This is a genomic window from Pseudomonas koreensis (assembly GCF_025447595.1).
GTDB classification, from domain to species: domain Bacteria; phylum Pseudomonadota; class Gammaproteobacteria; order Pseudomonadales; family Pseudomonadaceae; genus Aquipseudomonas; species Aquipseudomonas koreensis_H.
Window position 1 is genome coordinate 717,312 of sequence record NZ_JAOEJU010000001.1, and the last position, 25,890, is coordinate 743,201.

Here is a 25,890-nt window from a genome sequence, read left to right on the forward strand (position 1 = left end):
GGTTCGAGGTGTTCACAAAAACGGTTTCCACCACGATACCTGTGGGAGCGAGCCTGCTCGCGATGCAGTCAACTCGGTCTGAAGCCAGGCACAAAAATAACTGATAAGGACATTTGATTTTCCGTGGCCACCTACTCGCTCGTTATCCGCCGCCTGATGATCGTTTCACTGACTATCGTCGTCAGCCGCGCCATCACCAGTCCGTTGCTCACCTTGTTTTTGAGCAACAAGCTCGGCCTCAACCAACAGGACGTCGGATTGTTGCTGGGCATCGCGGTGTTCATCGCCACCCTGCTTGCGCTGTACGGCGGCTACATCATCGACCGGCTCGAGAAGCGCCGGTTGCTGATTCTGGCGATGCTTTCCAGTGCCATCGGCTTCGTGTTGCTGACCTTCGCCAAAGACCTGTACCTGACGACCGCCACCCTGGTCATCACCGAAACCGCGTCGGCATTGTTCCTGATCGGCTCCAAGGCGATCCTCAGTGAAAACCTGCCCATGGGCCAGCGGGCCAAGGCGTTTTCCCTGCGCTATACCCTGACCAACATCGGCTACGCCACCGGCCCGATGCTCGGTGTGGTGATCGCCGGGGTGTACCCGATTGCGCCGTTCCTGATTGCCGCCGGCATCGCCTTCGGCAGCATCTTCCTAATGATCGGCATCCCCAAGGACGCCAGCCCGGTCGCCGCCATCGGCCAGCCGCAAAGCTTCCTGAAAACCCTGATTACCCTGAAAAACGACCGCACGCTGATCATGTTCACCTGCGGCTGCCTGCTCAGCACCGTGGTTCACGGGCGCTTCACGTTGTACCTGTCGCAATACCTGCTGGTGGTCGAAGACTCGCAGCGGGCGTTGCAAACCATGGCTGCCCTGCTCGCCTGCAACGCCATCGCGGTAATTCTGCTGCAATACCAGATCGGCCGCTTCCTCAACCGGGAAAAACTGCGCTACTGGATTGCCGCCGGCACCAGTCTGTTCATCCTCGGCCTGATTGGTTTCAGCCTCGCCGACAGCCTGGTGACGTGGTGCATCGCGATGTTCATCTTCACCCTCGGCGAGATGATCATTTACCCGTCGGAATTCCTGTTCGTCGACACCCTGGCCCCGGAAGAACTGCGCGGCAGCTATTACGGCGCGCAGAATCTGGCGGCGTTGGGTGGCGCGTTGAGCCCGGTAATTTGCGGCTTCCTGCTGATGCACACGCCGGCGCCGACCATGTTCTACGCCCTCAGCGCACTGACCGCGATGGGCGGTTTCCTGTGTTTCATGAGCGGGCGGCGCGTGGCTTTACTTCAGAAATAATGCACTGAAACTGCATTTATATGAATTTGTCAGCATCGTGATTGCTTGGCACACTGTGCGCGTTCCTCCCCCAATAGTTGGAACACTTCGAAGGACTTTCCGCGTTTACGGACAAGTCCTTTTTTTTGCCCTGAATTTCGCAAAGGATCGATTCTGCATGCTCGCTCGCTGGTTGCCCGCCGCCATCAACACCCGCCCCACCGAATGGAGCCGCGCCGCCATCGGCATGGCCCTGGGCACGTTGTTCAGCGTGTGGGCGTGCAGTCAGGTATTCGGCATTGAAGTGGCCTACCACCTGATCGGCCCGCTGGGCGCTTCGGCGGTGTTGCTGTTCGCGGTGTCGTCCGGCGCCCTCGCCCAGCCGTGGTCGATCATCGGCGGTTATCTGTGCGCGGGCGTCGTCGCGTTGCTGGTGGCCCACGTACTCGGCCGAACCTTGGGCAGTGCGTGCCTCGCCGCAGGCATGGCGCTGATCCTGATGTGCTGGCTGCGCTGCCTGCATCCTCCGGCCGGCGCCGTGGCATTGACGATGGTGCTGGCCGACCCGATGACCATCGCCATGGACTGGAAAGCCCTGGAACCGGTGATGCTCAGCGCCGCGTGTCTGCTGCTCGCCGCACTGGCCTACAACAACCTCACCCGCATCCGCTACCCGAAACGCCCTGCCGAACCTGCGCCGGCCGTGGGTCCCGTCGATATCCAGTCCATCACGGCCGAGGATCTGAAATTGGCACTGGCCGATATGGAGGCATTCATCGATGTCACGCCGGAGGATCTGGAGCAGTTGATTCATGCCAGTGAATTGCATGCCAAACGGCGGAGCATTGGCCAGGTGTTCTCCTGAAAACAGCGCCACTCTTTTTATGCGTCTTTTACCTGTCGGGCGCCGCCGTATTGCGTTTTCAGCCATCAAAACTGTCTGGCTATAACAAAACAGTTTCTGATCCCGTCACGGTATAAAAGACTGGTATTTATGACAGTTTCTAAAAAAAATCGCAGGGATCACGATGGGAACGCGCGAAATGGACGGGCTAACGGTAGAAAAGCCATGAGGTACACGCGGATAACAAGTTGAGCTGTTCTCCTGTCTGTGGTGCCCCGCCTGCGCGGTAGTAAACCAAAACGAAACAATGGAATCAGACAGGTTCAGGAGAAATATGAAATGGCTATAATCGCAGTCGTATTCAGTCCGCATAAACGCAAGAATTCATGGGTACTGGACATGTTGGACTATGTAGGGGTGAGGAATGTCCAGTGGGTTAATTACACCTCGGGTTTCATGTTGGCCCGATTGTCTGATAACGATCCCGCTGCAATCACTTTGGGGACAATCTACAATTCGGCGACCTCGGAGCAATCCTACGGATTCATATCAGCCGTTAAAACACTGACGAACGTGAATACGGTTAATGGCGACTTCGTTAACACATACGCAATAGGGGTACTTGACGTTTTCGGTAAACCCGATAGCGATCTGAATTGGGAACCGGATACGAAAACATACCTGACAAACCGGTACAAATGAACCAATCCCCCGTCTGCATCACCGTGCAGGCGGGGGAAAGCTGCAAAGGACTACCAGCGTCCCCCCCCCCCCGCACCAACATTTCTTGATCGTGACTGACACACTGTCCTGTCCGCTGCCCGAAAATCCCTTCCTTTCTATCTACACTTGCCCTGGCACTGATCAAGGCAAAAATGCAGACACCCCATGCACATATCCCCGTTGTACACGGCAAATTTGCACTGTTACGATCCGGTAACGCCCGCGCGCGGGCTTCTCGAATAAAGACAATAAAAGCAGGGAGTTAGTGATGACTGCTCAGGCTTCATCCCCGCGGACTTCGTCCATGGATGCCACGCCGCACGAAGTGCTGGCCGAGGTTCGCAATCACATCGGTCATCTGACCCTCAACCGCCCCGCCGGCCTCAATGCCCTGACCCTCGATATGGTGCGCCAGCTCCAGCAACACCTGGATGCCTGGGCCGCCGATGCCGATATCCACGCCGTCGTGCTGCGCGGTGCCGGCGAGAAAGCCTTCTGTGCCGGTGGCGACATTCGATCCCTGTACGACAGCCATAAAAGCGGCGACACGCTGCACGAAGATTTCTTCGTCGAGGAATATGCCCTCGACCTGACGATCCACCACTACCGCAAACCGGTGCTGGCGTTGATGGACGGTTTCGTTCTCGGCGGCGGCATGGGTCTGGTGCAAGGCGCCGATCTGCGGGTGGTCACCGAGAAGAGCCGTCTGGCGATGCCGGAAGTGGCGATCGGGTATTTCCCGGATGTCGGCGGCAGTTATTTCCTGCCACGGATTCCCGGTGAGCTGGGGATTTATCTGGGCGTCAGCGGCGTGCAGATCCGTGCGGCGGATGCGCTGTATTGCGGCCTGGCCGACTGGTATCTGGAAAGCGGCAAACTCGGCACCCTCGACGAACAGCTCGATCACCTGGAGTGGCACGATACGCCGTTGAAGGATCTGCAAAACCTGCTGGCCCGCCACGCCGTGCAAACCCTGCCGGATGCGCCGCTCGAAGCCTTGCGCCCGGCCATCGACCACTTCTTTGCGTTGCCTGACGTGCCGAGCATCGTCGAGCAACTGCGCGCCGTGACCGTCGCCGACAGCCACGAATGGGCGACCACCACCGCCGACCTGCTGGAAACCCGCTCGCCGCTGGCCATGGGCGTGACCCTGGAAATGTTGCGTCGCGGCCGCCATCTGAGCCTGGAACACTGCTTTGCCCTCGAACTGCATCTGGATCGCCAGTGGTTCGAACGCGGCGACCTGATCGAAGGCGTGCGCGCCTTGCTGATCGACAAAGACAAATCACCGCGCTGGAACCCGCCGACCCTGGCTGCGCTGCACGCCGAGCACATCGCGAGTTTCTTCCACGGCTTCGAAGAGAGCGGGAGCTGAGCCATGCACGATCTCGAATTGACTGAAGACCAGGTAATGATCCGCGACATGGCCCGGGACTTTGCCCGTGGCGAAATCGCCCCCCACGCGCAAGCCTGGGAAAAAGCTGGCTGGATCGATGACGCCCTGGTGGCGAAGATGGGCGAACTCGGCCTGCTGGGCATGGTGGTGCCCGAAGAATGGGGCGGCACTTACGTCGACTACGTGGCTTACGCGCTGGCGGTGGAAGAAATTTCCGCCGGTGACGGCGCCACCGGCGCGTTCATGAGCATCCACAACTCGGTGGGCTGCGGGCCGGTGCTCAATTACGGCAGCGAAGAACAGAAACAGACCTGGCTGGCGGATCTGGCCAGCGGCGCGGTGATCGGCTGCTTCTGCCTGACCGAACCCCAGGCTGGCTCCGAAGCACACAACCTGCGTACCCGCGCCGAACTGCGCGACGGGAAATGGGTAATCAACGGCGCCAAGCAATTTGTCAGCAATGGCAAGCGGGCGAAACTGGCGATCGTGTTTGCGGTGACTGATCCGGATCTGGGCAAGCGTGGGATCTCTGCGTTCTTGGTGCCGACCGATACGCCGGGGTTCATCGTTGACCGTACCGAACACAAGATGGGTATCCGCGCTTCCGACACCTGCGCGGTGACGCTGAACAATTGCAGCATTCCTGAAGCGAATCTGTTGGGTGAACGCGGCAAAGGCCTGGCCATTGCTTTGTCCAACCTTGAAGGCGGACGCATTGGTATCGCGGCGCAAGCATTGGGCATTGCCCGTGCGGCGTTTGAAGCGGCGCTGGGTTACGCCCGTGATCGGGTGCAGTTCGGCAAGGCGATTGTCGAGCACCAGAGCATCGCCAATCTGCTGGCAGACATGCAGATGCAGATCAACGCGGCACGCCTGATGATCCTGCATGCGGCGCGGTTGAGGACGGCGGGTAAGCCGTGTCTGTCGGAGGCTTCGCAGGCCAAGCTGTTTGCTTCGGAGATGGCTGAGAAGGTGTGTTCGTCAGCGATTCAGATTCATGGCGGGTATGGGTATCTGGAGGATTACCCGGTTGAGAAGTACTACCGGGATGCGCGGATTACCCAGATTTATGAGGGGTCGAGCGAGATACAGCGGATGGTGATTGCGCGGGAGTTGAAGAACTACCAGCTCTAAAAGCATCGCCAGCAGGCTGGCTCCCACAGGGATTTGTGTAATCACAGATCCAATGTGGGAGCCAGCCTGCTGGCGATGGAAGCGCCGCGTTACTTGCCTTTGAACTCAGCCGGCCGCTTGGCCACAAACGCCGCCATCCCTTCCTTCTGATCCTGCGTCGCAAACGCCGCATGGAACACCCGGCGCTCGAACCGCACGCCTTCAGTCAGGTTCACTTCGAACGCGCGGTTGACGCTTTCCTTGACCATCATCGCAATCGGCAGCGACTTGCTGGCGATCACCGCCGCGACTTTCAGCGCCTCATCCAGCAACTCGGCACTCGGCACGATCCGTGCGACGATGCCGCAGCGCTCGGCTTCCACCGCGTCGATCAAACGCCCGCTCAGGCACATTTCCATGGCCTTGGCCTTGCCCACGGCGCGGGTCAGGCGCTGGGTGCCGCCCATGCCTGGGAGCACGCCGAGGTTGATTTCCGGTTGGCCGAATTTGGCGTTGTCACCGGCCAGGATGAAGTCGCACATCAGCGCCAATTCACAGCCACCGCCGAGGGCAAAACCGTTGACCGCCGCGATGATCGGCTTGCGGCGGTTGGCCACGCGGTCGCTGTCGCTGAACAGGTCGTCCATGTAGATCTGCGGGTAGGTCAGATCAGCCATTTCCTTGATGTCGGCGCCGGCGGCAAAGGCTTTGGTCGAGCCGGTGATGACGATGCAGCCAATGTTTGCGTCGGCTTCAAAACCATCGAGCGCGCGGTTCACTTCGCTGACCAGTTGCGCGTTGAGGGCATTCAGCGCCTGCGGGCGATTGAGGGTGATCAGGCCGACGCGGCCATGGGTTTCCAGCAAAATCGTTTCGTAACTCATGTGCAGATTCCTTCTCAAAGATTGCGCGAAATGACCATGCGCTGAATGTCGCTGGTGCCTTCGTAGATCTGGCAGACCCGCACGTCGCGGTAGATGCGCTCCAGCGGGAAGTCGTTGAGGTAACCGTAACCGCCGAGGGTTTGCAATGCCATGGAGCAGACCTTTTCGGCCATTTCCGAGGCGAACAGTTTGGCCATTGACGCTTCGACCAGCGCCGGCTGACCACTGTCGCGCAGGGCGGCGGCGTAATGCACCATCTGCCGCGCCACAGCGATCTGGGTGGCCATGTCCGCCAGACGGAACGCCACGGCCTGATGCTCGATGATCGGCTTGCCGAAGGTGTCACGTTCGCGGGCGTAATCACGGGCGGCTTCGAACGCGGCGCGGGCCATGCCCACCGATTGCGAAGCGATGCCGACACGGCCTCCTTCGAGGTTGGCCAGAGCGATCTTGTAGCCCTCGCCCTCCTCGCCCAACCGGTTGGCCACCGGCACTTTCACGTCTTCGAACAGAATCTGGCAGGTGTCCGAGGCGTGCTGGCCGAGCTTGTCTTCGATGCGAGCGACTTTGTATCCCAGCGAGTCGGTCGGCACAATGAAGGCGCTGATCCCGCGCTTGCCGGCGCTCGGATCGGTGACGGCAAACACGATCACGATCCCGGCGTTCTGCCCGGAGGTGATGAACTGTTTGCAGCCGTTGAGCACGTAGTGATCGCCTTCAAGGCGTGCACGGGTTTTCAGGCTGCTGGCGTCGGAACCGGCCTGCGGTTCGGTCAGCGCGAAAGCACCGAGCATCTCGCCGCTGGCCAGCGGTTTGAGGAAGCGCTCACGCTGGTCGTCGTTGCCGAACTTGAGGATCGGCACGCAACCCACCGAGTTGTGCACGCTCATGATCGTCGAGCAGGCGCCGTCGCCGGCAGCGATTTCTTCCAGGGCCATGGCGTAGGCCAGGTAACCGGTGTCGCAACCGCCCCACTGCTCCGGCACCAGCATGCCGAAGAAGCCCAGACCGGCCATTTCGCCGATGGCTTCTTTCGGGAAGCGGTGCTCGCGATCCCACTCGGCGGCGAACGGTTTCAGCCGTTCCTCGGCAAACTGCCGGGCCATGTCGCGGATTTGTTGTTGGTCGTCATTGGGAATCATGGTGAATCCTTAATTCTGATTGCAGCGCGAAACCTGTGGGAGCGAGCTTGCTCGCGAAGGCGTCCTGTCAGTTAACAAGTAACTGAATGACATACCGCTTTCGCGAGCAAGCTCGCTCCCACAGTGTTTGTCGTCCGCTTTAACTAAGGCATTCCACGGCCATCGCCGTGGCTTCGCCGCCGCCGATGCAGATCGCCGCGACGCCGCGTTTCAGGCCTTTCTGGCGCAGGGCCGAGAGCAAGGTCACCAGAATACGTGCGCCGGACGCACCGATCGGATGGCCCAGGGCGCAAGCGCCACCGTGGATGTTGAGCTTGTCGTGAGGAATTTCCAGGTGGGTCATCGCCGCCATGCCGACCACGGCGAAGGCCTCGTTGACTTCGAACAGATCGACCTGATCCAGCGACCAGCCGGTTTTCTTCATCAGCTTCTTGATCGCGCCAATCGGCGCCACCGGGAACAGGCCCGGGGTATCGGCAAACGCGGCGTGGCCGTGAATCACTGCCAGCGGTTTCAGCCCCTGTTTCTGGGCTTGCGACTGGCGCATCAGCACCAGCGCAGCAGCACCGTCGGAGATCGAACTGGAGTTGGCAGCGGTCACGGTGCCGCCCTCACGGAACGCCGGCTTCAGCGAAGCGATCTTGTCCAGTTTGGCTTTTGGCGGTTGCTCGTCGTTGCTGATGACCACTTGTTCTTTGCCGACGGTCACGGTCAGCGGAACGATCTCGGCCTTGAAGCTGCCGTCCTTGATCGCCTGCTGGGCGCGGGTGGTCGAGGCAATGGCGAAAGCGTCCTGAGCCTCGCGGCTGAAGTCGTTGGTTTCAGCGCAATCCTCGGCGAAAGTGCCCATCAGGCGGCCCTTGTCGTAGGCGTCTTCGAGGCCGTCGAGGAACATCGAATCCAGCACCCGGCCGTGGCCCATGCGGTAACCGGCACGGGCGCGGTCCAGCAAATACGGCGAGTTCGACATGCTTTCCATGCCGCCGGCGATCACCACATCGGCGCTGCCGGCCAGCAGCATGTCGTGGGCCAGAATGGTGGTTTCCATGCCCGAGCCGCACATTTTGTTGACCGTGGTGCAGCGGGTGGATTTATCCAGCCCCGCGCCCAGCGCAGCCTGACGCGCAGGCGCCTGGCCGAGTCCGGCCGGCAGTACGCAGCCGAACAGCACTTCATCGACCGCATCGGCGGCAATACCGGCGCGTTCGACCGCAGCCTTGATCGCGGCAGCTCCGAGTTGTGGCGCGGTCAGGCTTTTCAGCTCGCCCTGAAAACCGCCCATCGGGGTGCGGACGGCGCTGACGATGACAATCGGATCGTTGGAGATGGTCATGAGAAATCCTCCTTATTTGGCGGCCATGCGCAAGGCACCGTCGAGACGGATCACCTCACCGTTGAGCATGCTGTTTTCAATGATATGCCGCACCAGCGCAGCGTACTCGGCAGGTTTGCCCAGACGCGGCGGGAACGGTACGCCGGCGGCCAGCGAGTCGCGCACTTCCGGGGTCATGCCGGCCATCATCGGGGTTTCGAAGATGCCCGGGGCGATGGTCATCACGCGGATGCCGAAGCGCGCCAGTTCACGGGCGGCAGGCAGGGTCAGGCTGGCGATCGCGCCTTTGGAGGCGGAATACGCGGCCTGGCCGATCTGGCCGTCGAACGCCGCAACGGAGGCGGTGTTGATGATCACGCCGCGTTCGCCGTCGGCGTTGGCTTCGCTTTCGGCAATCGCTGCCGCTGCCAGACGCAGCATGTTGAAGCTGCCGATCAGGTTGACGTTGATCACCTGAGCGAAGCTGGACAAGGCATGCGGGCCGTTCTTGCCGAGGATCTTCTCGCCGCGAACGATGCCGGCGCAGTTCACCAGGCCATTGAGGCTGCCGAAGGCTTTTACCGTTGCCTGCACGGCGGCTTCGGCGGCGGCTTCGTTGCTGATGTCGGCCACCACGCTCTGCGCACCGAGGCGCTGGGCCTGGGCGGCGACGGCGTCGGCGTTCATGTCCACCAGCATCACTTTGGCGCCGGCGCTCACCAGCAATTCAGCGGTGGCGGCACCCAGGCCGGATGCGCCGCCGGTGACGATAAAAACCTTGTTCTCGATCTGCATGACTGACTTCCTGATTCAAGCTGAAACGTTGTGCGCCGCGGCCTCTTGAGCCTTGGCGATTTCCTGGTTGCGCAAGATAAAGCGCTGCAATTTGCCGCTCGGGGTTTTCGGCAACTCACTGACAAATTCGATTTCACGAGGGTACGAATGCGCGGCCAGACGTTTGCGCACGTGTTGGCGCAGTTCTTCGGCCAGCGCCGGTTCGGCGCGGTATTGCGGGTTGAGCACGACGAAGGCTTTGACCAGTTCGGTGCGCTCGGGATCCGGCTTGCCGACCACGGCGGCTTCGACCACCGCCGGGTGCTCGATCAGCGCGCTTTCCACGTCGAACGGGCCGACCCGGTAGCCGGAAGTGGTGATCACGTCATCGCTGCGGCCGACGAAGCTGATGCTGCCGTCCGGGTTCCACTCGACGGTGTCGCCGCTCAGGTAGTAATTGCCGACGAAGGCTTTGGTCGGCGCGCCTTCATACCCGGCGAACCAGCACATCGGCGATTGCGTGCGATCGATGGCAAGGATGCCGGGCTGGCCGACGCCGAGTTCGTTGTTCTGCTCGTCGAGCACCACGATGCGATGGCCCGGCGAAGCGAAACCGGCAGCGCCGAGGTGGATCGGGTGTTCGAGGCCATGGTGGTTGCACAGGACCATGCCCAGCTCGGTCTGACCGTAGTGGTCGTGAATGACCACGCCGAGGTTGTCGGCGAACCAGCGAATCACTTCCGGATTCAACGGCTCGCCGGCGCTGCTGACGATGCGCAGCTTGCCCTTGATCGATTTGGCGAAATCATCACCGCCGGCAATCAACAGGCGATACGCCGTGGGTGAACCGGTGAGGTTGGTGATGCCGTACTTGTTGATCACCCGGCAGGTGCTTTCGAGGGTGAACGGGCCATCGTAGAACGTGATCGGATGGCCCATCGACAATGGGCCGGTGACGCCGAAATAAATGCCGTAGGCCCAGCCCGGATCGGCGACGTTCCAGAATGAATCTTCCGGGCGCAGATCGACGGCATCGCGGGTGTAGCTCTGGAATGCCACGACGGCCTTGAGCGGCACCGACAGCGCTTTCGACGGGCCGGTGGTGCCCGAGGTGAACATCAGCAGGAACGGGTCTTCGCCGGTCAGCATCACCGGTTCGCAGACATTGGAATGGTTGGGCAGCTCGGCCCAGAAACTGAAATCGCCACGGACGATGCCCTGGCCTTTCGGACCGCCGACAGTGACCAGCGTCGGGCAATCGGCGACTTCGCTGAGTTTCGGCCGGTTGACCGCGTCGGTCACCACCACTTTCGCGCCGGAGCTGTTCAGGCGATGTTCGAGGGCTTTGGGGCCGAACGCGGTGAACAGCGGTTGATACACCGCGCCGATGCGCCAGGTGGCGAACACGGTGATCAGCAATTCGATGTTACGCGGCAGCAGGCCGGCGACCTTGTCGCCCTTCTGCACGCCTTGGGCGAGAAGGAAATTGGCGAAACGCGCGGCTTTGTCCTGCAGGTCGCTGAAGGTGTACGTCGCACTGGCACCGTCGCGGCCCTCCCAGAACAGCGCAATGCGCCCCGGCAAGGCGTGACGGTCACAACATTCGACGCAGGCGTTGAGCGCCTCGAGCGTGCCGCTGAGCGCGGCGTCCACGGTGTGCTGATAATCAAACTGTGCGGTGGCAGACAAGTAATCGCGCATTGCCAGAATCCCTCTGTTCTTATTAGGTTGGGGAACCGTAAACAACAGAGGAATACTCGCGCCATGCGGGGTGCGGGGCAATGGTCAAAGCCATCAAGATGGATGACTGGTTTGGCCAAGGTTCAGGTCATCCAGCGCCTGAGCGGACGCTTTCGCGAGCAAGCTCGCTCCCACAGAGATGCATTCCAATTTGTGGGAGCGAGCTTGCTCGCGAAGAGGCAAGATCAATCACCGCAATAATCGAATCAGTCTGCTTCGTTGAGAATCAGGCTCCGGTAATGCCCAGGATTGGTCCCCGACCACTTGCGAAACGCCTTGTAGAACGAACTCGCATCGGCAAACCCCAACCGTGCGGCGATCTCGGCAAAACTGATCGAAGGCTCCGCCAGCCAGGTAATCGCCAGTTCCTTGCGCACGCTGTCCTTCAACCCCTGATAAGTCTGCCCTTCTTCGGCCAGACGCCGGCGCAGGGTCGAAGCCGACATGCACAACTGCTGGGCCAGCGCATCGGTTTCCGGCCACTGTTCGGCGGACAACTGACGCAGATCCTGCTTGATCCGGCTCGCAAGGCTTTCCGGGTCGCGGTACTTCACCAGAATGTTGGCCGGCGCATGGGCGAGAAAGCGTTTCAACTCCTCGGCGCTGCGCTTGATCGGCAGATCCAGCACGTCAGCGGCGAAGATCATCCGCGTGCGCGGCCGGGCGAAGCGCAGGTTCTCGGAGAACATCACCCGATAGTCATCGCAGAAATCCGGCGCCGGGCAGCGCAATTCGATGGCCAGGATCGGAATCCGCCGCCCCGCCAGCCAGCATGCCACGCCGTGGACGATCATCCAGTAAGTGAAATAGGTGAAGGCGCGGCGCGGTTCCGGGTCGTCTTCCAGCAGCACGATTTCCGCCAGACTCTGCTGGTGCACGAGTTGCGCCGGCATGCGTTCAAGCATCAACGACAGGAAATTCAGACCACTGCTCAGCCCGGCCGCCAGGTTCGGCTGGGCCATGGCGCTGCGGCAGAGGAATTCCAGGCTGCCGGATTTGAGCTTGCGCGGGTCCATGCCAAAGAACTCGTCATCGCCGCGCCGGGCCAGCAGGCGCCACAACCGCGCGTACTGGCTGGCCGGCACGCGGACGTCATCGGTGACCAGCAGCGCCGGATCGATCCCGACCTTGCTCAAGACCTCTTCCGTGGCCACGCCCGGGGCACAACTTTGCAGCAGTGCTTCGCGCACCAGTTGAATGGCGATGGTGTCTTTTTCCGACATGGAACCCGCGTAATCCTGTTGTTGTTCGAGTGGCGGGCATCTTAGCGCAGCTGGCTGGGCGACGTGGATGTTCAGACTCGTTCAGCTTAGGTTCAGGTTAATGTCAATGGATGCCATGTGAGAATGACTTTCATTATGTTACAACTTGTAACCTCATTTCGTTACACAGTGATCGTCGAATGCTCGTTCCCTTTTTGATCATGTTGCGCGAAGGCATCGAAGCCGCGCTGATCGTTGGCATCATCGCCAGCTACCTGCAACAGACCGGCCGTGGCCAGTGGATGCCGGCGGTGTGGATCGGGGTGTTTCTCGCCGCTGCGCTGGCGTTGCTGGTCGGTGGTGGCCTGGAACTGGTCAGCGCCGAATTCCCGCAAAAACAGCAGGAACTGTTCGAAGGCGTGGTCGGGCTGGTGGCGGTGGGCATTCTCAGCTCGATGGTGTTCTGGATGCGCAAAGTGGCGCGTTCGATCAAGCACTCCCTGCAAGCCTCCCTCGATCATGCGCTGACTGCGTCGAAGCATCAGGTCATCGCGCTGATCGCCATGGTGTTTTTCGCCGTGGCCCGGGAAGGGCTGGAAACAGTGTTCTTTTTGCTCGCCGTGTTCCAGCAGAGCGAAGGCCCGGCCGCGCCGATCGGCGCCCTGCTCGGCCTGATTCTGGCGATCATCGTTGGCTTCCTGATCTACAGCGGCAGCATGCGTTTGAACCTGTCGGCGTTCTTCCGCTGGACCGGGCTGTTCATCCTCGTCGTCGCCGCCGGGATTCTCGCCAACTCGGTGCAGGCCCTGCATGAAGCCGGGGTGTGGAACCACCTGCAAACCGTGCTCTTCGACTTCAGCGCGACGCTGCCGATGGATGGCCCGCTGGGCTCGGTGCTGGCCGGCATGTTCGGTTATCAGGACGCACCGACCGTCAGCACCCTCGGCGCGTACCTGATTTATCTGCTGGTGGCGCTGGTGATGTTTTTCATGCCGGCGCGCAAGCCTGCTGCCCAATCGTCTTCCGTTTCCAACCAATAAGGGCCTTCATGTCAAAGCCTGATATTCCTCAAGCCTCCCCTCCCCGCGCCTTGCGCTGGGCGGTGGCCGGCTCGGTGATCGTGATGATCGCCGCCGGCGGTCTGTTCTACTACGCCTCGAAAATGGCCGCCGCCAAACGTCAGCACAACCGTGACGAAGTGGTGGTGAACATCCATCCGCACAGTTGCGAACCGAACGCCCTGACGGTGCCGGCCGGACGCGCCAGTTTCCGCATCGTCAACCGCTCCGACCGGGCGGTGGAATGGGAAATCCTCGATGGCGTGCTGGTGATCGAAGAGCGCGAGAACATCGCGCCGGGCCTGAGCCAGGTGATCAACGCCAACCTGCAGCCCGGCGACTACGCCATCACCTGCGGTCTGTTGAGCAACCCGCGCGGCACCCTGCACGTGACACCAACCGCCGCTTCGGATGCCGCCGCCAAGGCCAAGCCGTCGATGGTTGCCTTTGTCGGGCCGCTGTCGGAGTTCCGGGTTTATCTAGCCAGCCAGGGCAGCGCGCTGATCAAAGCCGTAACGGCACTGAATCAAGCCATCGACAGCGGCGATCTGGCCCAGGCCCAGGCGTTGTATTTGCCGGCCCGCACCGCGTATCAGCATCTGGCCCCGGCCGCACAACGGCTGGCCGAGCTGGACAACAGCATCAACGCCCGCGCCGATTACTTCGAAAAACGCGAGCAGGATCCGGCCTTCGTCGGTTTCCACCGCCTCGAATTCGCGCTGTTCCAGCAACGCAAACTCGATGGCCTGACGCCAATTGCCCAAGGCTTGCTCGACAACGTCACCACGCTGAAACAACAGCTGCTGGCCCAGTCGCTGCCACCAGAGCAACTGGTGGAAATCGTCGTGCGCAACCTCAACACCCTCGCCGACGTGCGCGCCGCCAGCGGCGAAGAGGAACGCTACAGCCACAGCGATCTCAACGGCTTCGCGGCCAATCAGGAAACCGCGCACAAAGTCGTCGAACTGCTGCGCCCGTTGCTGAGCAAATCCGCCGCCGACCTGCTGCCGAAAATCGACAGCGCGCTGACTGACTTCGACAACACCCTGAACAGCTTCAAGGTCAAGGACGGCTACGCCAGTTACGACACCGTCAACGGTGAGCAACGCAAGCAGATCGCCGACAAGGCCAAGGCCCTGGCCGACGCCCTCGACGCCATTGATCCCGCCCTCGGCCTCTCCGGCCTGTAAGCAGAAGACGAATACCGATGAACGATTCCGAACACTTCAACCTGCAACGTCGCCGCGTACTGATGGGCATGGGCGCCGCCGGTGTCGCACTGGCCGGCACGGCGTTGAGCTGCCCGGCAATGGCCGCCGCGCCTGCGCAAGTCACCGAAGCGCCGAGCAGCGACAAGACCCAGGATCACCACGACTTTCATGGCGTACATCAGAGCGGCATCGTCACCCCGCGCCCGGCGGCCGGCATGCTGGTGTCGTTCGATGTGCTGGCCAGCGACCGTGAAGACCTCGAACGCCTGTTCCGCACCCTCAACGAGCGCATCGCGTTCCTGATGAGGGGCGGCCCGGTGGCGCAGATCGATCCGAAATTGCCGCCGCCGGACTCCGGCATCCTCGGCCCGGTGGTGACGCCGGACAACCTGACCATCACCGTGTCTGTCGGCGAATCATTGTTCGACGAGCGCTTCGGGCTCGCGTCCGCCAAACCCAAGCGTCTGGTGCGCATGGTCGGCTTCCCCAACGATGCGCTGGAAGCCGATTGCTGCCACGGTGACCTGAGCCTGCAGTTCTGCTCCAACACCGCAGACACCAACATCCACGCCCTGCGCGACATCGTGAAAAACCTGCCGGACTTGCTGCTGGTGCGCTGGAAACAGGAAGGCAGCGTGCCGCCGCAAGCCCCGGCCAAACCCGGTGTGCCGGCGCAATCGGCGCGCAACTTTCTGGGTTTCCGCGACGGTTCGGCCAACCCGGATTCCAACGACGGCAAGGCCATGGATCGCATCGTCTGGGTGCAACCGGGCAGTGACGAACCGGCCTGGGCGGCCCACGGCAGTTATCAGGCGGTGCGGATCATCCGCAACTTCGTCGAACGCTGGGACCGCACGCCATTGCAGGAACAGGAAAGCATCATCGGCCGGGTCAAAACCACCGGCGCGCCGATGGGCGCCAGCCATGAGACCGAGGTGCCGGATTACAGCAAGGACCCGGAAGGCAAGCTGACCAAGCTCGACGCACACATCCGCCTGGCCAACCCGCGCACCACAGCGAGTCAGGCCAACCTGATCCTGCGCCGGCCGTTCAACTACTCCAACGGCGTGAACAAGAACGGCCAGCTCGACATGGGCCTGCTGTTCATCTGTTACCAGGCCGACCTGGAAAAAGGCTTCATCACCGTGCAGACCCGCCTCAACGGCGAGCCGCTGGAGGAATACCTCAAGCCGGTCGGCGGCGGTTACTTCTTCACCCTGCCGGGTGTCACGGGCGACAAGGACTTCATCGGTCGCTCGCTGCTCAACGCTACTCAACCAAAAACAACTGCATAGCATTCAACAGGAGCCGCCCCCATGAAAAAGACGCCACTCGCGTTATTGCTGACCCTTGGTTTGCTCAACTCCCCGCTGTCGGCGTTCGCCGCGACTGCGCCACTGGATCTGGTGGGGCCGGTGTCGGACTACAAGATCTACGTCACCGAACAACTGGATGAACTGGCCAGCCACACCCAGCAGTTCACCGACGCGGTGAAAAAAGGCGACCTGGCCACCGCGCAAAAGCTCTACGCGCCGACCCGCGTCTATTACGAGTCGATCGAGCCGATCGCCGAGTTGTTCAGCGACCTCGACGCCTCCATCGACTCCCGCGTCGATGACCACGAGCAAGGCGTGAAAGCCGAAGACTTCACCGGTTTCCACCGCATCGAATACTCGCTGTTCTCGGAAAAGAGCACCAAGGATCTCGACGCCCTGGCCGATGGCCTGAACAAAGACGTGAAAGACCTGCAGACCCGCGTCGCCGGCCTGACCTTCCCGCCGGAAAAAGTCGTCGGCGGCGCCGCTGCGCTGCTTGAAGAAGTCGCCGCGACCAAGATTTCCGGTGAAGAAGACCGCTACAGCCACACCGACCTGTACGACTTCCAGGGCAACATCGACGGCGCGAAGAAAATCGTCGACCTGTTCCGTCCGCAGATCGAGAAACAGGACAAGGCCTTCGTCGCCAAAGTCGACAAGAACTTCGCCACCGTGGACAAGATCCTGGCCAAGTACAAGACCAAGGACGGCGGTTTCGAGACTTACGACAAGGTGAAGGACAACGACCGCAAGGCGCTGGTCGGTCCGGTCAATACCCTGGCCGAAGACCTGTCGACGCTGCGTGGCAAGCTTGGTCTGAACTGAGACTTGTAGCGCCTGCTCTACCCCTTTCGCGAGCAAGCTCGCTCCCACACCAGGTCTTTGTTGAACACAGAAATTGTGCTCAGCGAAGATCCAATGTGGGAGCGAGCTTGCTCGCGAAGGCATTTTTAGCGGCGCTGAAAATTCTGTGCCTTACAGAATCCGGTACAGCAACCGCTCGACCCGCACCCGGCTCACGCGCTTGAGGAACTTGGCCACCCCGGCCGGGTAATCCGGCAAGGCTTCCAGATCCTGGAAACGCGCAATCCGTGTGGTGTGAACGAAGATGTTCTCCAGCTCCACGCGGCGCGGTTCCAGCCACTCGCCTTTCGGGTCATCGATCAGCAAGGCGTTTTCCAGATCGAGACGGAACGCCCGTGGATTGAGGTTGTTGCCGGTCAGCAGCGTGTAGCGCTGGTCGATCCACATGCCCTTGAGGTGATAGCTGTTGTCGCCTTCACGCCACAGGTGCAGGTTCAACTGGCCGCTGTCGATGTTGCGCTGATGACGCTTGGCGAAACGGCGCAGGCTGATCTCGTAGAGATACGGCAGCGCGGCGATCACCTTGAACGGCTCGCTCGGCGGGATGTAGAAGTCGTTGGCCGTCTTGTCGCCGACCACGATGTCGATCTTCACGCCGCGCGCCAGCGCCCGGTTGATCTCGCGGATCACCCCCAGCGGCAGGTTGAAGTACGGCGTGCAGATGGTCAGTTGCTTCTGGGCGCTGGCGATCAGCTCCAGAATCACCCGGTTCAGCGTGTTGTTCTTGCCCACACCGAGTAACGGACTGACCGACAGGCCAATATGCGCCGTGCTGCCCGCGCTGGTGTCGTAGGCCGCATATTTGAGCCGGCTGCGCAGATCGCCGATGTCGTTGCGCAGGCTGCGGGTGGTCGGCAGGTTCGGCAGGTCGAGGCGATGCACCGCCTTCGATTCGATCAGGCCGTGCTTGACCAGATGGTGCATCGAGTCCGCCAGTTCGCGGCTCTGCAACACGTGATAACGGTCGAAGCGATACTTGTCGAACTTGTGCAGGTAGACGTTGTTCAGGCTCGCACCGCTGTAGACCACGCAATCGTCGATCACGAAGCCTTTGAGGTGCAGCACGCCGAACAGCTCGCGGGTCTGCACCGGCACGCCGTAGACCGGCACCACGCTCTGGTGGGTGCGGGTCATTTCCTGATACCACGCCGAGTTGCCCGGCTGTTTGCCAGCGCCGATCAAGCCACGCTGGGCCCGCAGCCAGTCGACGACCACCGCGATTTCAAGCTCGGGACGCTTGAGTTTGGCAGCGTGCAAGGCATCGAGGACTTCCTGGCCGGCTTCATCGTTTTGCAGATAAAGCGCGACGAGGTAGATGCGCTGGGTCGCCTGGGCAATTTTCTCCAGCAGGCAACGACGGAAATCGGCGGCGCCGGGCAGGATCGTCACGGCCTCGGCGGTCAGCGGAAAGCTGCGCAGTTTGGGCAGCAGAGAGCGTTTGAAAAGCAACGGCATAGGGCTCGCAATGGGTCGAATCCGAAGAACCCGAGAGCTTACACCATCAACTCCTTCGGGTCTTGTGAGTGTCTGTAATGACTTCATCGCCAGCCGCCTGATTCCCACGTGAATCACATTTCCAATGTGGGAGCGAGCCTGCTCGCGAAAGCCATTTCAAAATCAGCGCTTGACCAAGGAGAACGATCGTTCTACTGTTCGCCACATGAACGAAATCACAAGCAACGACACGACCCGAGACATCATCCTGGATGTCACCGAAAAGTTGATCTACAAAAGTGGCATCGCTGCCACCGGTATGGATCTTCTGGTGAAAACCGCCGGCGTTTCCAGAAAGAGTATTTACCGCTACTTCGCCAACAAGGAGGAGTTGACCGTCGCCGCCCTGCAACGCCGCGACGTGCGCTGGATGCACTGGTACAGAAGCGCCGTCGATCAGGCCGAAACCCCGGCCGACCGCCTGCTCAATCTGTTTACCGTGCTCAAGGGCTGGTTCGCCTCGGAAGGCTTCCGGGGCTGCGCCTTCATCAATACCAGCGGTGAGACCGGCGATCCCGAGGATCCGGTTCGCCTGGTCGCCAAAGACCACAAACAGAAACTGCTCGACTACCTGTGCGAGCTGTGTACCGAACATGGGGCCGAGGACCCGCAGCTGTTGGCCAAGCAGCTGCTGATCCTGATTGACGGCGCCATTACCGTAGCGCTTGTGATGGGTGATCACAGTGCTGCCGATAATGCGCAATGCATGGCGCGAAAGTTATTGGAGCTGTAACGCCTTAATAAGCCTGACAAGTTGTTCAACTTTAATCAGTGGGGAAACAAATATGTCTACTGCAGCCGAAGTTCGTCCGCCATTGCCACCGTTCAACCGTGAATCGGCCATTGAAAAAGTTCGTCTGGCCGAGGATGGCTGGAACTCCCGCGACCCGCAGCGCGTGTCGCTGGCCTACACCCTGGACACCAAATGGCGCAACCGCGCCGAATTCGCCAACAACCGCGAAGAAGCCAAAGCCTTTCTGACCCGCAAATGGGCCAAGGAACTGGATTACCGCCTGATCAAGGAACTCTGGGCTTACTCCGACACCCGCATCGCCGTGCGCTACGCCTACGAATGGCACGACGACTCGGGTAACTGGTTCCGTTCCTACGGCAACGAGAACTGGGAGTTCGATGACAACGGCCTGATGTTCCAGCGTTACGCCTGCATCAACGACATGCCGATCAAGGAAAGCGAACGCAAGTTCCACTGGCCGCTGGGCCGACGCCCGGATGATCATCCGGGGTTGTCCGAGCTCGGCCTGTAACTGCAAACCCAGCTGTCATCGGCGGGAGCACGGGTGCTCCCGCCGTCATGCTGACCCAACTGCAGTTGGAAATCACATCCGACTGCCTTGCTTATCGCGAACGGTGCTTATGGACTGTCAGTTGTGACAGTAGCGTCTAGGGGATATGCGTCGAATGATATTCACGTAGAGAGGTTGCCCGGTCGAAGCGGACAGCAACTGCCCTTCCTACTGTTTACGTGAGCATCTGACATGACACAAAAAAACCTGATTCGAAATGGTGATTTCAGCACCGGCGACTTCCAGCATTGGATTGCTCGCAACTACGACACCCCCATGTCGGTCGTACTCCATCACTCCAACTATGCCGCGCGCATGGTTGGTGGCAGAAACCAGGGCCAGAATCTGGCCACCGAACGTTTTCGTATTCAGCACGGAGAATTCACGCTCAGCGTCGACGCTGAAGCTCCCAATGCTGTCCCGCTGCAAGACACCACGGCTCGACAATTTCACACCACTGATCGCGATAAAACCTCCAATCCACTGCTCCGCGCGTTTATCACTTGCACGATTTGGGCATACAACCCAGGCACAGGTGAAGACGAAGTCTGGTACAGACTGGAATATGTCGATCCGAAGACAAGAACATTGACCCTCAAAGGCATCATTCGACCCGGCTATGAATGGTTGGATGTTCACTTCGGCATTCCCAATGATCCGTTTGGAAACAAAGGGCCGTATTTCATCAACAAAGTCTGGTTCTGGATTTTGTAGCGACTTGCGCTCGGGCAGCGCTTGATTGATGAGGATCCAAGTCGCGATGAACAAGGGTTACAGCTATGATGACCGCCCGTTCCTGCCCTGCCGAAATAAGCCGATTCCATGCCTTTCGAACTCAGCGTTGACCTCACCACCCTGGCCGTTCTGACCCTTGTCGCTTTCATTGCCGGATTCATCGACGCCATCGCCGGCGGTGGCGGTCTGTTGACCACCCCTGCGTTGCTCACCGCCGGCCTGCCGCCGCACCTGGTGCTCGGCACCAACAAGCTGAGTTCGACCTTCGGTTCGGCCACCGCCAGTTTCACCTTCTACCGACGCAAGCTGTTCCATCCCAAGCAGTGGATGCACGCGATTGTCGGCACTTTGGTCGGTGCGCTGACCGGCGCCATCGTCGCCCATTACCTGCCCGCCGAATGGCTGAACAAAATGCTGCCGGTGATCGTCTTCGCCTGTGGCCTGTACCTGTTGTTTGGTGGCACGCCGAAAGCGCCGCTGGACAGCGACGCGCCGATCAAGAAAAAGTGGCAATCGACCCAGGGCTTCAGCCTCGGTTTCTACGACGGCGTGGCCGGCCCCGGCACTGGCGCGTTCTGGACCGTCAGCAGCCTGCTGCTCTACCCGATCGATCTGGTCAAGGCCAGCGGCGTGGCGCGCAGCATGAACTTCGTCAGCAATATTGCGGCGCTGTCGGTGTTCGTGTTTTCCGGGCAGGTGGACTGGATCATCGGCCTGAGCATGGGCCTGTCGGTGATGGTCGGCGCATTCTTCGGGGCGCGCACCGCGATCAGCGGCGGCGCCAAGTTCATTCGTCCGGTGTTCATCACCGTGGTACTGGGGTTGACCGTGCGCCTAGCCTGGCAGCACTGGTTCAGCGTGGCCTAAGCGCCGCGCCACGTAGACGTCGATCAGGTAACGGGCAATCGATTTGGACGCCGGCAACGGCGGCAGATTGTGCACGTTGAACCACTGGGCGTCTTCGATCTCGTCTTCCTGACAGACAATCTCGCCACCGGCGTATTCGGCATGGAAGCCGAGCATCATCGAGTGCGGAAACGGCCAGCACTGGCTGCCCATGTACTGAATGTTCTTCACCTCGATCTGCACTTCCTCTCGCACTTCGCGGATCAGGCAATCCTCGGCCGACTCACCCGGTTCGGCAAACCCGGCCAGCGTGCTGTAGACCCCGGTGACGAAACGCGGTGAACGCGCCAGCAGCACTTCATCGCCACGGGTCACCAGCACGATCATGCTCGGCGAAATCCGCGGATAGCTGCGCAGATCGCACGGTTGGCAATACATCGCCCGCTCCCGTGGCACCTGGGTCATGGCCTGACCGCAATTGCCGCAGAAACGGTGTTCCCGCGCCCACGTCCCGATCTGCGCCGCATAACCCAGCACTTTGTAGATCGTGTGATCGCCGTCGAGCATGAACGCCCGCAGGCCTTTCCAGTTGCAACCCGGCACCTCGCTGGTGCTGCGCAGTTCCAGCAGATACACCGGTTCACCATCGAGATGACCGATACCGTGCTCGGCAAGGATCGACAAGTCCTGACGCTTGAGCCATTCCCGTGGGAACAGCGCGCCGTTGTCATCGAACAGGAAACCCTCGGGGCTGCGCGCCACGGCCCAGCCGCCGGGTTGATCGGTGTCCAGTACTGCAGTGGTCCAGCGAGGTGTCATGGTTTCTCAATCCAGAAATTCGGGTTTCTGTTTGCTCATATGGGCAGCCATGGCCACGCGCAAATCGTTGGATTGCAGCATGGCGGCGTTCCAGGTGGCAACGTAATCGAGACCATCGTCGATGCGATGGTCACGCATGTAGCTGATCATTTCCTTGGTGCCGGTGATCGCAATCGGCGACTTGCCGGCGATGTCGCGGGCGATGTCCATCACACCTTCGATCAGGCTGTCCTTGTCGCTGTAGACGCGATTGACCAGGCCAATGCTGCGCGCCTCTTCGGCGCCAAAGGTGCGACCGGTGTAAGCCAGCTCACGCAGCATGCCGTCACCCACGATCCGTGGCAACCGTTGCAAGGTGCCGACGTCGGCCGCCATGCCGATGTCGATTTCCTTGATCGAGAATTGTGCGTCTTCGGCGGCGTAGCGCATGTCGCAGGCAGCGATCAGATCGATGGCGCCGCCCAGGCAGTAACCCTGGATCGCCGCGATGACCGGTTTACGGCAATTGTCGACGGCATTGAAGGACGCTTGCAGGGTCAGGATCTTTTTGCGCAGCAGGCGCGCATTGCGGCCGACGTCCTTGCCCAGTTCATTGGCCACACCGGCCAGCATCATCAGATCGATGCCCGAGGAGAAGTGTTTGCCGGCGCCGCTGAGCACCACCACCCGCACTTCGTCGGTGTCGTCGATCCACTGGAACACCTCGACGATTTCGCTCCAGAACGCGGCGTTCATGGAGTTGATCTTTTCCGGACGATTGATCTGCACATGGGCGATGTTGTCGGCCAGTTCGACGCTGAAGGCGGAGTATTGAGTCATGGCAGAAATCCTTTACCGGGCTGAAAATGAGGCCCGAACTATAACAAGGCATCAGCACGGCGGTTCGGCCAAATGCGGGACTCAACAGAGGGACGATGTGACTCATATGGCCCAATCGCCAGCAGGCTGGCTCCCACAGGGGAATGCATTTCAACTGTCGGAGCCAGCCTGCTGGCGATAAGCCGCGCCGCCAATCTAATGTCCCTTTACCGCCACGAATGCTGCGGTTTCGTAAGGCACGGTTATCACGTCCCTGCCCCGCAGCTCCGGATCGGACGCAATCAATGCCCGCAGCTGCTCATCGATCCGTGCCCGTTGTGCATCCGGCAGAGCCGCGATGAAACTGGTGGAGCGCACCCGGTTGAAAATCACATCCTCAGGCGCACCTGTGTGACCGTGGTGAAAGTGTTCTGCCTGTAATGGCCCGAACGCCGGATGCGGGAACACCTTGCGCCACGCACCGGTGTAATAACGCGGGGTGTCGCCCTCCTGCGCATTGACGATCGCGTCGAGTTTCGGCACCCAGCCGACGCTGGTGTCGCGCAGATTCCAGATCAACCCGAGCTTGCCCCCCGGTTTCAGTACTCGGGCGATTTCATCCAGTGCCTCGGTACTGGCAAACCAGTGAAAGGCCTGAGCACAGACCACCGCATCCACCGACGCGTCGGGCAAGGGCAGATCCGTCGCCATCGCACTGACGGCCAGCACCTGTGGCCAACTGGCGGAGAGCTTGTCCAGCATTTGCGCCACCGGCTCCACGGCGATCACCTGTGCCCCGGTCGCCACCAGCCGTCCGGTGAACTTGCCGGTGCCGGCGCCCAGGTCGATAACGGTCTTGTTCGCATCGAGGCCCAGCGTTTCCGTGAGCCAGTCGGTGACGGCCGGTGGGTAGTCCGGTCGACCTTTGACGTAGGTGTCGGCAGCGGTTTTATACCCGGCGGCGGCCGAGTGATGAACCTGATCTTTCATGGCGCAACTCCCAGGGTGGAACGACAGTTCGGCGACAGACGTCACGAGCATAGCGCTCGATTTTGGGCTTTCCTTGAATGGCACCTGACAAAGCAATGAATAAATTTTCACCCTGCGGTGTTCAAAGACAAACGCAACCCACTGTGGAGCCTTGCCCATGACCCTTCGTTCCGTTATGTTCGCCGCCCCGTTGCTGATGGCCGCGGTGCTGTCGAGCCCTCTGGCCCTCGCCCATGGCGATGAAGACGAGCCGGTCCAGAAACCCAACTGCCCGAAAGGCCAGGTATTCGACAGTAAGACACAGAAATGTGTCAGACAGACCAGCAGCCTCGTGCCGGATGCCGACCGTACCGACTACGCCTATCGCCTGGCCAAAGACGGTCGATATGAAGAAGCGCTCGCGCTGCTCGACACGCTCAAAGAGCCGAACACTGCCAAGGCCCTCAACTATCGCGGTTACGCGACGCGCAAACTGGGACGCACCGACGAAGGCATCGGTTATTACCTGCAATCGGTGAAACTCGATCCGCAGTACGCGCAGGTCCGCGAATACCTGGGCGAAGCCTATGTGATCAAGGGTCGCGTCGATCTGGCGCAGGAGCAGTTGCAGCACATCCAGAAGATCTGCGGCACGACCTGCGAGGAATACCGGGACCTGGCCGAAGCCATCAACGATTCATCGAAAACCTGACACGACACGCGGAGGCGAACATTTTCAGCGATCAGGCCTTCAGAGCCGAACTCGGGCAACACCTGGCGCGCCTGTGGCGCTACGGCTTGCTGCTGTCGCGCAACCGGCATGTGGCCGAGGATCTTGTGCAAGCCACCTGCGTGCGGGCGCTCGAACGTTCGGGCCAGTACGTGGCCGGCACGCGCATGGATCGCTGGCTGCTGAGCATTCTGCATTCGATCTGGCTCAACGAAGTGCGCGCCCGTCGCGTGCGCCAGGGCCAGGGCGTGACGGACGCCGAAAGCCAGCTGACGTTCGATGGCGAATACGCCGCGCAGACTCATGTGATGGCAGCGCAGGTGATCCGCCGGGTCGATGCGTTACCCGAAACCCAGCGCGAAACGGTGTATCTCGCCTACGTCGAAGGCCTGTCCTACCGCGAGGTCGCCGAGATCCTGCAAGTGCCGATCGGCACGGTCATGAGCCGGCTGGCCATAGCGCGCTTGAAACTGGCCGAATACCCGCCGCTGCAAGCGGTACCGAACACCCCCGCAGGAGACCGGCAATGAATGCGCCTTCCGACGAGCAACTGGTGGCGTATCTGGACGATGAACTGGACCGCGATCAGCGCGACCAACTCGACAGCCTCATCGCCGACGATCCGCTGCTGAGCCTGCGAGTGCAGTGGCTGAGCCGCAGCAATCTGCCGTTCAAAGCGGCCTACGACGAACTGGCGCAACAGGCACCGCTCGACCGTTTGCAGGCCCGGCTCGATGCCGCGCCATCACCGCAGAAGCCCGGTTTCAGCCGACGCTGGTTCATCGGCGCGGCGGCAGCGGGCGCCGCACTCGCGGGTGTCGCGGCGGACCGCTTGCTCATGGCCTGGCAAATGCAGCAATCGCACAACTGGCGCGAACTGGTGGGCGATTACATGGCGCTATATGTGCCGCAGACCCTCGAACATCTGCCCACCGACGAGGCCTCGCAACTGGCGCAGTTGCGAAACGTCGATGCGCGGCTGGGCGTGAGCCTGTCGCCGGCGAAACTGAAACTGCCCGGCGCGCAGTTCAAACGCGCGCAGTTACTTGAATACGACGGCGTGCCCATCGCCCAGATGACCTGGCTCGACGCCACCCACGGCCCGCTGGCACTGTGCGTCACGCGCACCAACAGCGGCAGCCAACCGCTGGCCCATGAACGCCAGCACGGGATGAACGTGGTGTACTGGACCGAGCGTGAACACGCCTGGATGCTGATCGGCCATCACCCGGCTTCCGAGCTGGAAGACATGGCGAAAATGTTTAAGACCCGGCTGAACGTTTAAAGAATTTTGTCACTATGCTGCTCGAGTGATTTCCCAGGAAGGATGGATTT

25 protein-coding genes are annotated in these 25,890 nt (G+C 60.8%); 15 read left to right on the forward strand and 10 right to left on the reverse strand.

Annotation, left to right across the window (positions count from 1 at the left end):
• Window positions 1-123 precede the first annotated feature (123 nt).
• From N8H71_RS03060 to N8H71_RS03075, 4 genes are all read left to right on the forward strand, one after another.
• Complete coding sequence (locus N8H71_RS03060) at window positions 124-1,302, forward strand: MFS transporter (protein ID WP_262192790.1); 1,179 nt, start codon at window positions 124-126, stop codon at window positions 1,300-1,302.
• Between the two features lie 157 nt (window positions 1,303-1,459).
• The gene (locus tag N8H71_RS03065) at window positions 1,460-2,146 is read left to right on the forward strand and encodes an HPP family protein (protein ID WP_262192792.1); all 687 of its coding nucleotides are present in this window, start codon (window positions 1,460-1,462) and stop codon (window positions 2,144-2,146) included.
• 970 nt (window positions 2,147-3,116) lie between these two features.
• On the forward strand, window positions 3,117-4,223 hold the full coding sequence (locus N8H71_RS03070) for an enoyl-CoA hydratase/isomerase family protein (protein ID WP_262192793.1): 1,107 nt from the start codon (window positions 3,117-3,119) through the stop codon (window positions 4,221-4,223).
• A 3-nt stretch (window positions 4,224-4,226) separates the two neighbouring features.
• A complete protein-coding gene (locus N8H71_RS03075; protein ID WP_262192795.1) occupies window positions 4,227-5,378 on the forward strand; it encodes an acyl-CoA dehydrogenase family protein in 1,152 nt (383 codons plus the stop codon).
• An 89-nt stretch (window positions 5,379-5,467) separates the two neighbouring features.
• On the opposite strand, the gene N8H71_RS03080 is transcribed toward N8H71_RS03075, so the two are convergent.
• From N8H71_RS03080 to N8H71_RS03105, 6 genes are all read right to left on the reverse strand, one after another.
• Window positions 5,468-6,241 carry an enoyl-CoA hydratase gene (locus tag N8H71_RS03080; RefSeq protein ID WP_262192796.1) on the reverse strand — a complete coding sequence of 258 codons (774 nt, stop codon included), beginning with the start codon at window positions 6,239-6,241 and terminating at the stop codon, window positions 5,468-5,470.
• 14 nt (window positions 6,242-6,255) lie between these two features.
• On the reverse strand, window positions 6,256-7,383 hold the full coding sequence (locus N8H71_RS03085) for an acyl-CoA dehydrogenase (protein ID WP_262192797.1): 1,128 nt from the start codon (window positions 7,381-7,383) through the stop codon (window positions 6,256-6,258).
• Between the two features lie 139 nt (window positions 7,384-7,522).
• On the reverse strand, window positions 7,523-8,716 hold the full coding sequence (locus tag N8H71_RS03090) for an acetyl-CoA C-acyltransferase (protein WP_262192798.1): 1,194 nt from the start codon (window positions 8,714-8,716) through the stop codon (window positions 7,523-7,525).
• A 12-nt stretch (window positions 8,717-8,728) separates the two neighbouring features.
• Window positions 8,729-9,490 carry an SDR family NAD(P)-dependent oxidoreductase gene (locus N8H71_RS03095; protein WP_085603435.1) on the reverse strand — a complete coding sequence of 254 codons (762 nt, stop codon included), beginning with the start codon at window positions 9,488-9,490 and terminating at the stop codon, window positions 8,729-8,731.
• 15 nt (window positions 9,491-9,505) lie between these two features.
• Entirely contained in the window at window positions 9,506-11,170 is a 1,665-nt protein-coding gene (locus N8H71_RS03100) for an AMP-binding protein (RefSeq protein WP_262192799.1), read from the reverse strand.
• 245 nt (window positions 11,171-11,415) lie between these two features.
• A complete protein-coding gene (locus tag N8H71_RS03105; protein WP_262192800.1) occupies window positions 11,416-12,432 on the reverse strand; it encodes an AraC family transcriptional regulator in 1,017 nt (338 codons plus the stop codon).
• 179 nt (window positions 12,433-12,611) lie between these two features.
• On the opposite strand from N8H71_RS03105, the gene efeU reads away from it, so the two are divergent.
• Genes efeU through efeO (N8H71_RS03125) form a run of 4 tightly spaced genes read left to right on the forward strand, consistent with a single transcriptional unit; the run spans window position 12,612 to window position 16,821 of the window.
• Window positions 12,612-13,451 (forward strand): iron uptake transporter permease EfeU, encoded by an 840-nt coding sequence (gene efeU / locus N8H71_RS03110; protein ID WP_262192801.1) that lies wholly within the window; start codon window positions 12,612-12,614, stop codon window positions 13,449-13,451.
• Window positions 13,452-13,459: 8 nt separating this feature from the next.
• Window positions 13,460-14,659, forward strand: coding sequence for an iron uptake system protein EfeO (gene efeO, locus N8H71_RS03115; protein WP_262192802.1), 1,200 nt, complete (start codon window positions 13,460-13,462; stop codon window positions 14,657-14,659).
• Window positions 14,660-14,676: 17 nt separating this feature from the next.
• Window positions 14,677-15,975 carry an iron uptake transporter deferrochelatase/peroxidase subunit gene (efeB, locus tag N8H71_RS03120; protein WP_262192804.1) on the forward strand — a complete coding sequence of 433 codons (1,299 nt, stop codon included), beginning with the start codon at window positions 14,677-14,679 and terminating at the stop codon, window positions 15,973-15,975.
• Between the two features lie 21 nt (window positions 15,976-15,996).
• Window positions 15,997-16,821: an iron uptake system protein EfeO gene (efeO, locus tag N8H71_RS03125; RefSeq protein WP_262192806.1), complete on the forward strand. Its 825-nt coding sequence runs from the start codon at window positions 15,997-15,999 to the stop codon at window positions 16,819-16,821.
• A 150-nt stretch (window positions 16,822-16,971) separates the two neighbouring features.
• Here the strand turns inward: efeO (N8H71_RS03125) and pssA are convergent, their stop codons facing one another.
• Window positions 16,972-18,315 carry a CDP-diacylglycerol--serine O-phosphatidyltransferase gene (gene pssA, locus N8H71_RS03130; RefSeq protein ID WP_262192808.1) on the reverse strand — a complete coding sequence of 448 codons (1,344 nt, stop codon included), beginning with the start codon at window positions 18,313-18,315 and terminating at the stop codon, window positions 16,972-16,974.
• Between the two features lie 205 nt (window positions 18,316-18,520).
• Here pssA and N8H71_RS03135 point away from each other — a divergent pair, with 205 nt between their 5' ends.
• From N8H71_RS03135 to N8H71_RS03150, 4 genes are all read left to right on the forward strand, one after another.
• Window positions 18,521-19,087: a TetR/AcrR family transcriptional regulator gene (locus N8H71_RS03135; protein ID WP_262192961.1), complete on the forward strand. Its 567-nt coding sequence runs from the start codon at window positions 18,521-18,523 to the stop codon at window positions 19,085-19,087.
• Window positions 19,088-19,139: 52 nt separating this feature from the next.
• A complete protein-coding gene (locus N8H71_RS03140; RefSeq protein ID WP_115078041.1) occupies window positions 19,140-19,619 on the forward strand; it encodes a DUF1348 family protein in 480 nt (159 codons plus the stop codon).
• Between the two features lie 231 nt (window positions 19,620-19,850).
• Window positions 19,851-20,372 carry a hypothetical protein gene (locus tag N8H71_RS03145; protein ID WP_262192811.1) on the forward strand — a complete coding sequence of 174 codons (522 nt, stop codon included), beginning with the start codon at window positions 19,851-19,853 and terminating at the stop codon, window positions 20,370-20,372.
• A 108-nt stretch (window positions 20,373-20,480) separates the two neighbouring features.
• On the forward strand, window positions 20,481-21,260 hold the full coding sequence (locus N8H71_RS03150; RefSeq protein WP_262192813.1) for a TSUP family transporter: 780 nt from the start codon (window positions 20,481-20,483) through the stop codon (window positions 21,258-21,260).
• Here the strand turns inward: N8H71_RS03150 and nudC are convergent.
• From nudC to N8H71_RS03165, 3 genes are all read right to left on the reverse strand, one after another.
• Window positions 21,228-22,058 (reverse strand): NAD(+) diphosphatase, encoded by an 831-nt coding sequence (gene nudC / locus N8H71_RS03155; protein ID WP_262192815.1) that lies wholly within the window; start codon window positions 22,056-22,058, stop codon window positions 21,228-21,230. The genes N8H71_RS03150 and nudC overlap by 33 nt on opposite strands.
• A gap of 6 nt (window positions 22,059-22,064) precedes the next feature.
• Window positions 22,065-22,877, reverse strand: coding sequence for a crotonase/enoyl-CoA hydratase family protein (locus N8H71_RS03160; RefSeq protein ID WP_262192817.1), 813 nt, complete (start codon window positions 22,875-22,877; stop codon window positions 22,065-22,067).
• Between the two features lie 195 nt (window positions 22,878-23,072).
• The gene (locus N8H71_RS03165) at window positions 23,073-23,846 is read right to left on the reverse strand and encodes a class I SAM-dependent methyltransferase (RefSeq protein ID WP_262192818.1); all 774 of its coding nucleotides are present in this window, start codon (window positions 23,844-23,846) and stop codon (window positions 23,073-23,075) included.
• A gap of 157 nt (window positions 23,847-24,003) precedes the next feature.
• On the opposite strand from N8H71_RS03165, the gene N8H71_RS03170 reads away from it, so the two are divergent.
• The 3 genes from N8H71_RS03170 to N8H71_RS03180 all read left to right on the forward strand — a co-directional run bounded on the left by N8H71_RS03170 (window position 24,004) and on the right by N8H71_RS03180 (window position 25,840).
• Window positions 24,004-24,537 (forward strand): tetratricopeptide repeat protein, encoded by a 534-nt coding sequence (locus tag N8H71_RS03170; RefSeq protein ID WP_262192819.1) that lies wholly within the window; start codon window positions 24,004-24,006, stop codon window positions 24,535-24,537.
• A gap of 62 nt (window positions 24,538-24,599) precedes the next feature.
• A complete protein-coding gene (locus tag N8H71_RS03175) occupies window positions 24,600-25,085 on the forward strand; it encodes an RNA polymerase sigma factor (protein ID WP_431768300.1) in 486 nt (161 codons plus the stop codon).
• Window positions 25,082-25,840, forward strand: a complete 759-nt coding sequence (locus tag N8H71_RS03180; protein ID WP_262192820.1) for an anti-sigma factor family protein — start codon at window positions 25,082-25,084, stop codon at window positions 25,838-25,840. The genes N8H71_RS03175 and N8H71_RS03180 overlap by 4 nt, the downstream gene beginning before the upstream one ends.
• Window positions 25,841-25,890: the final 50 nt, after the last annotated feature.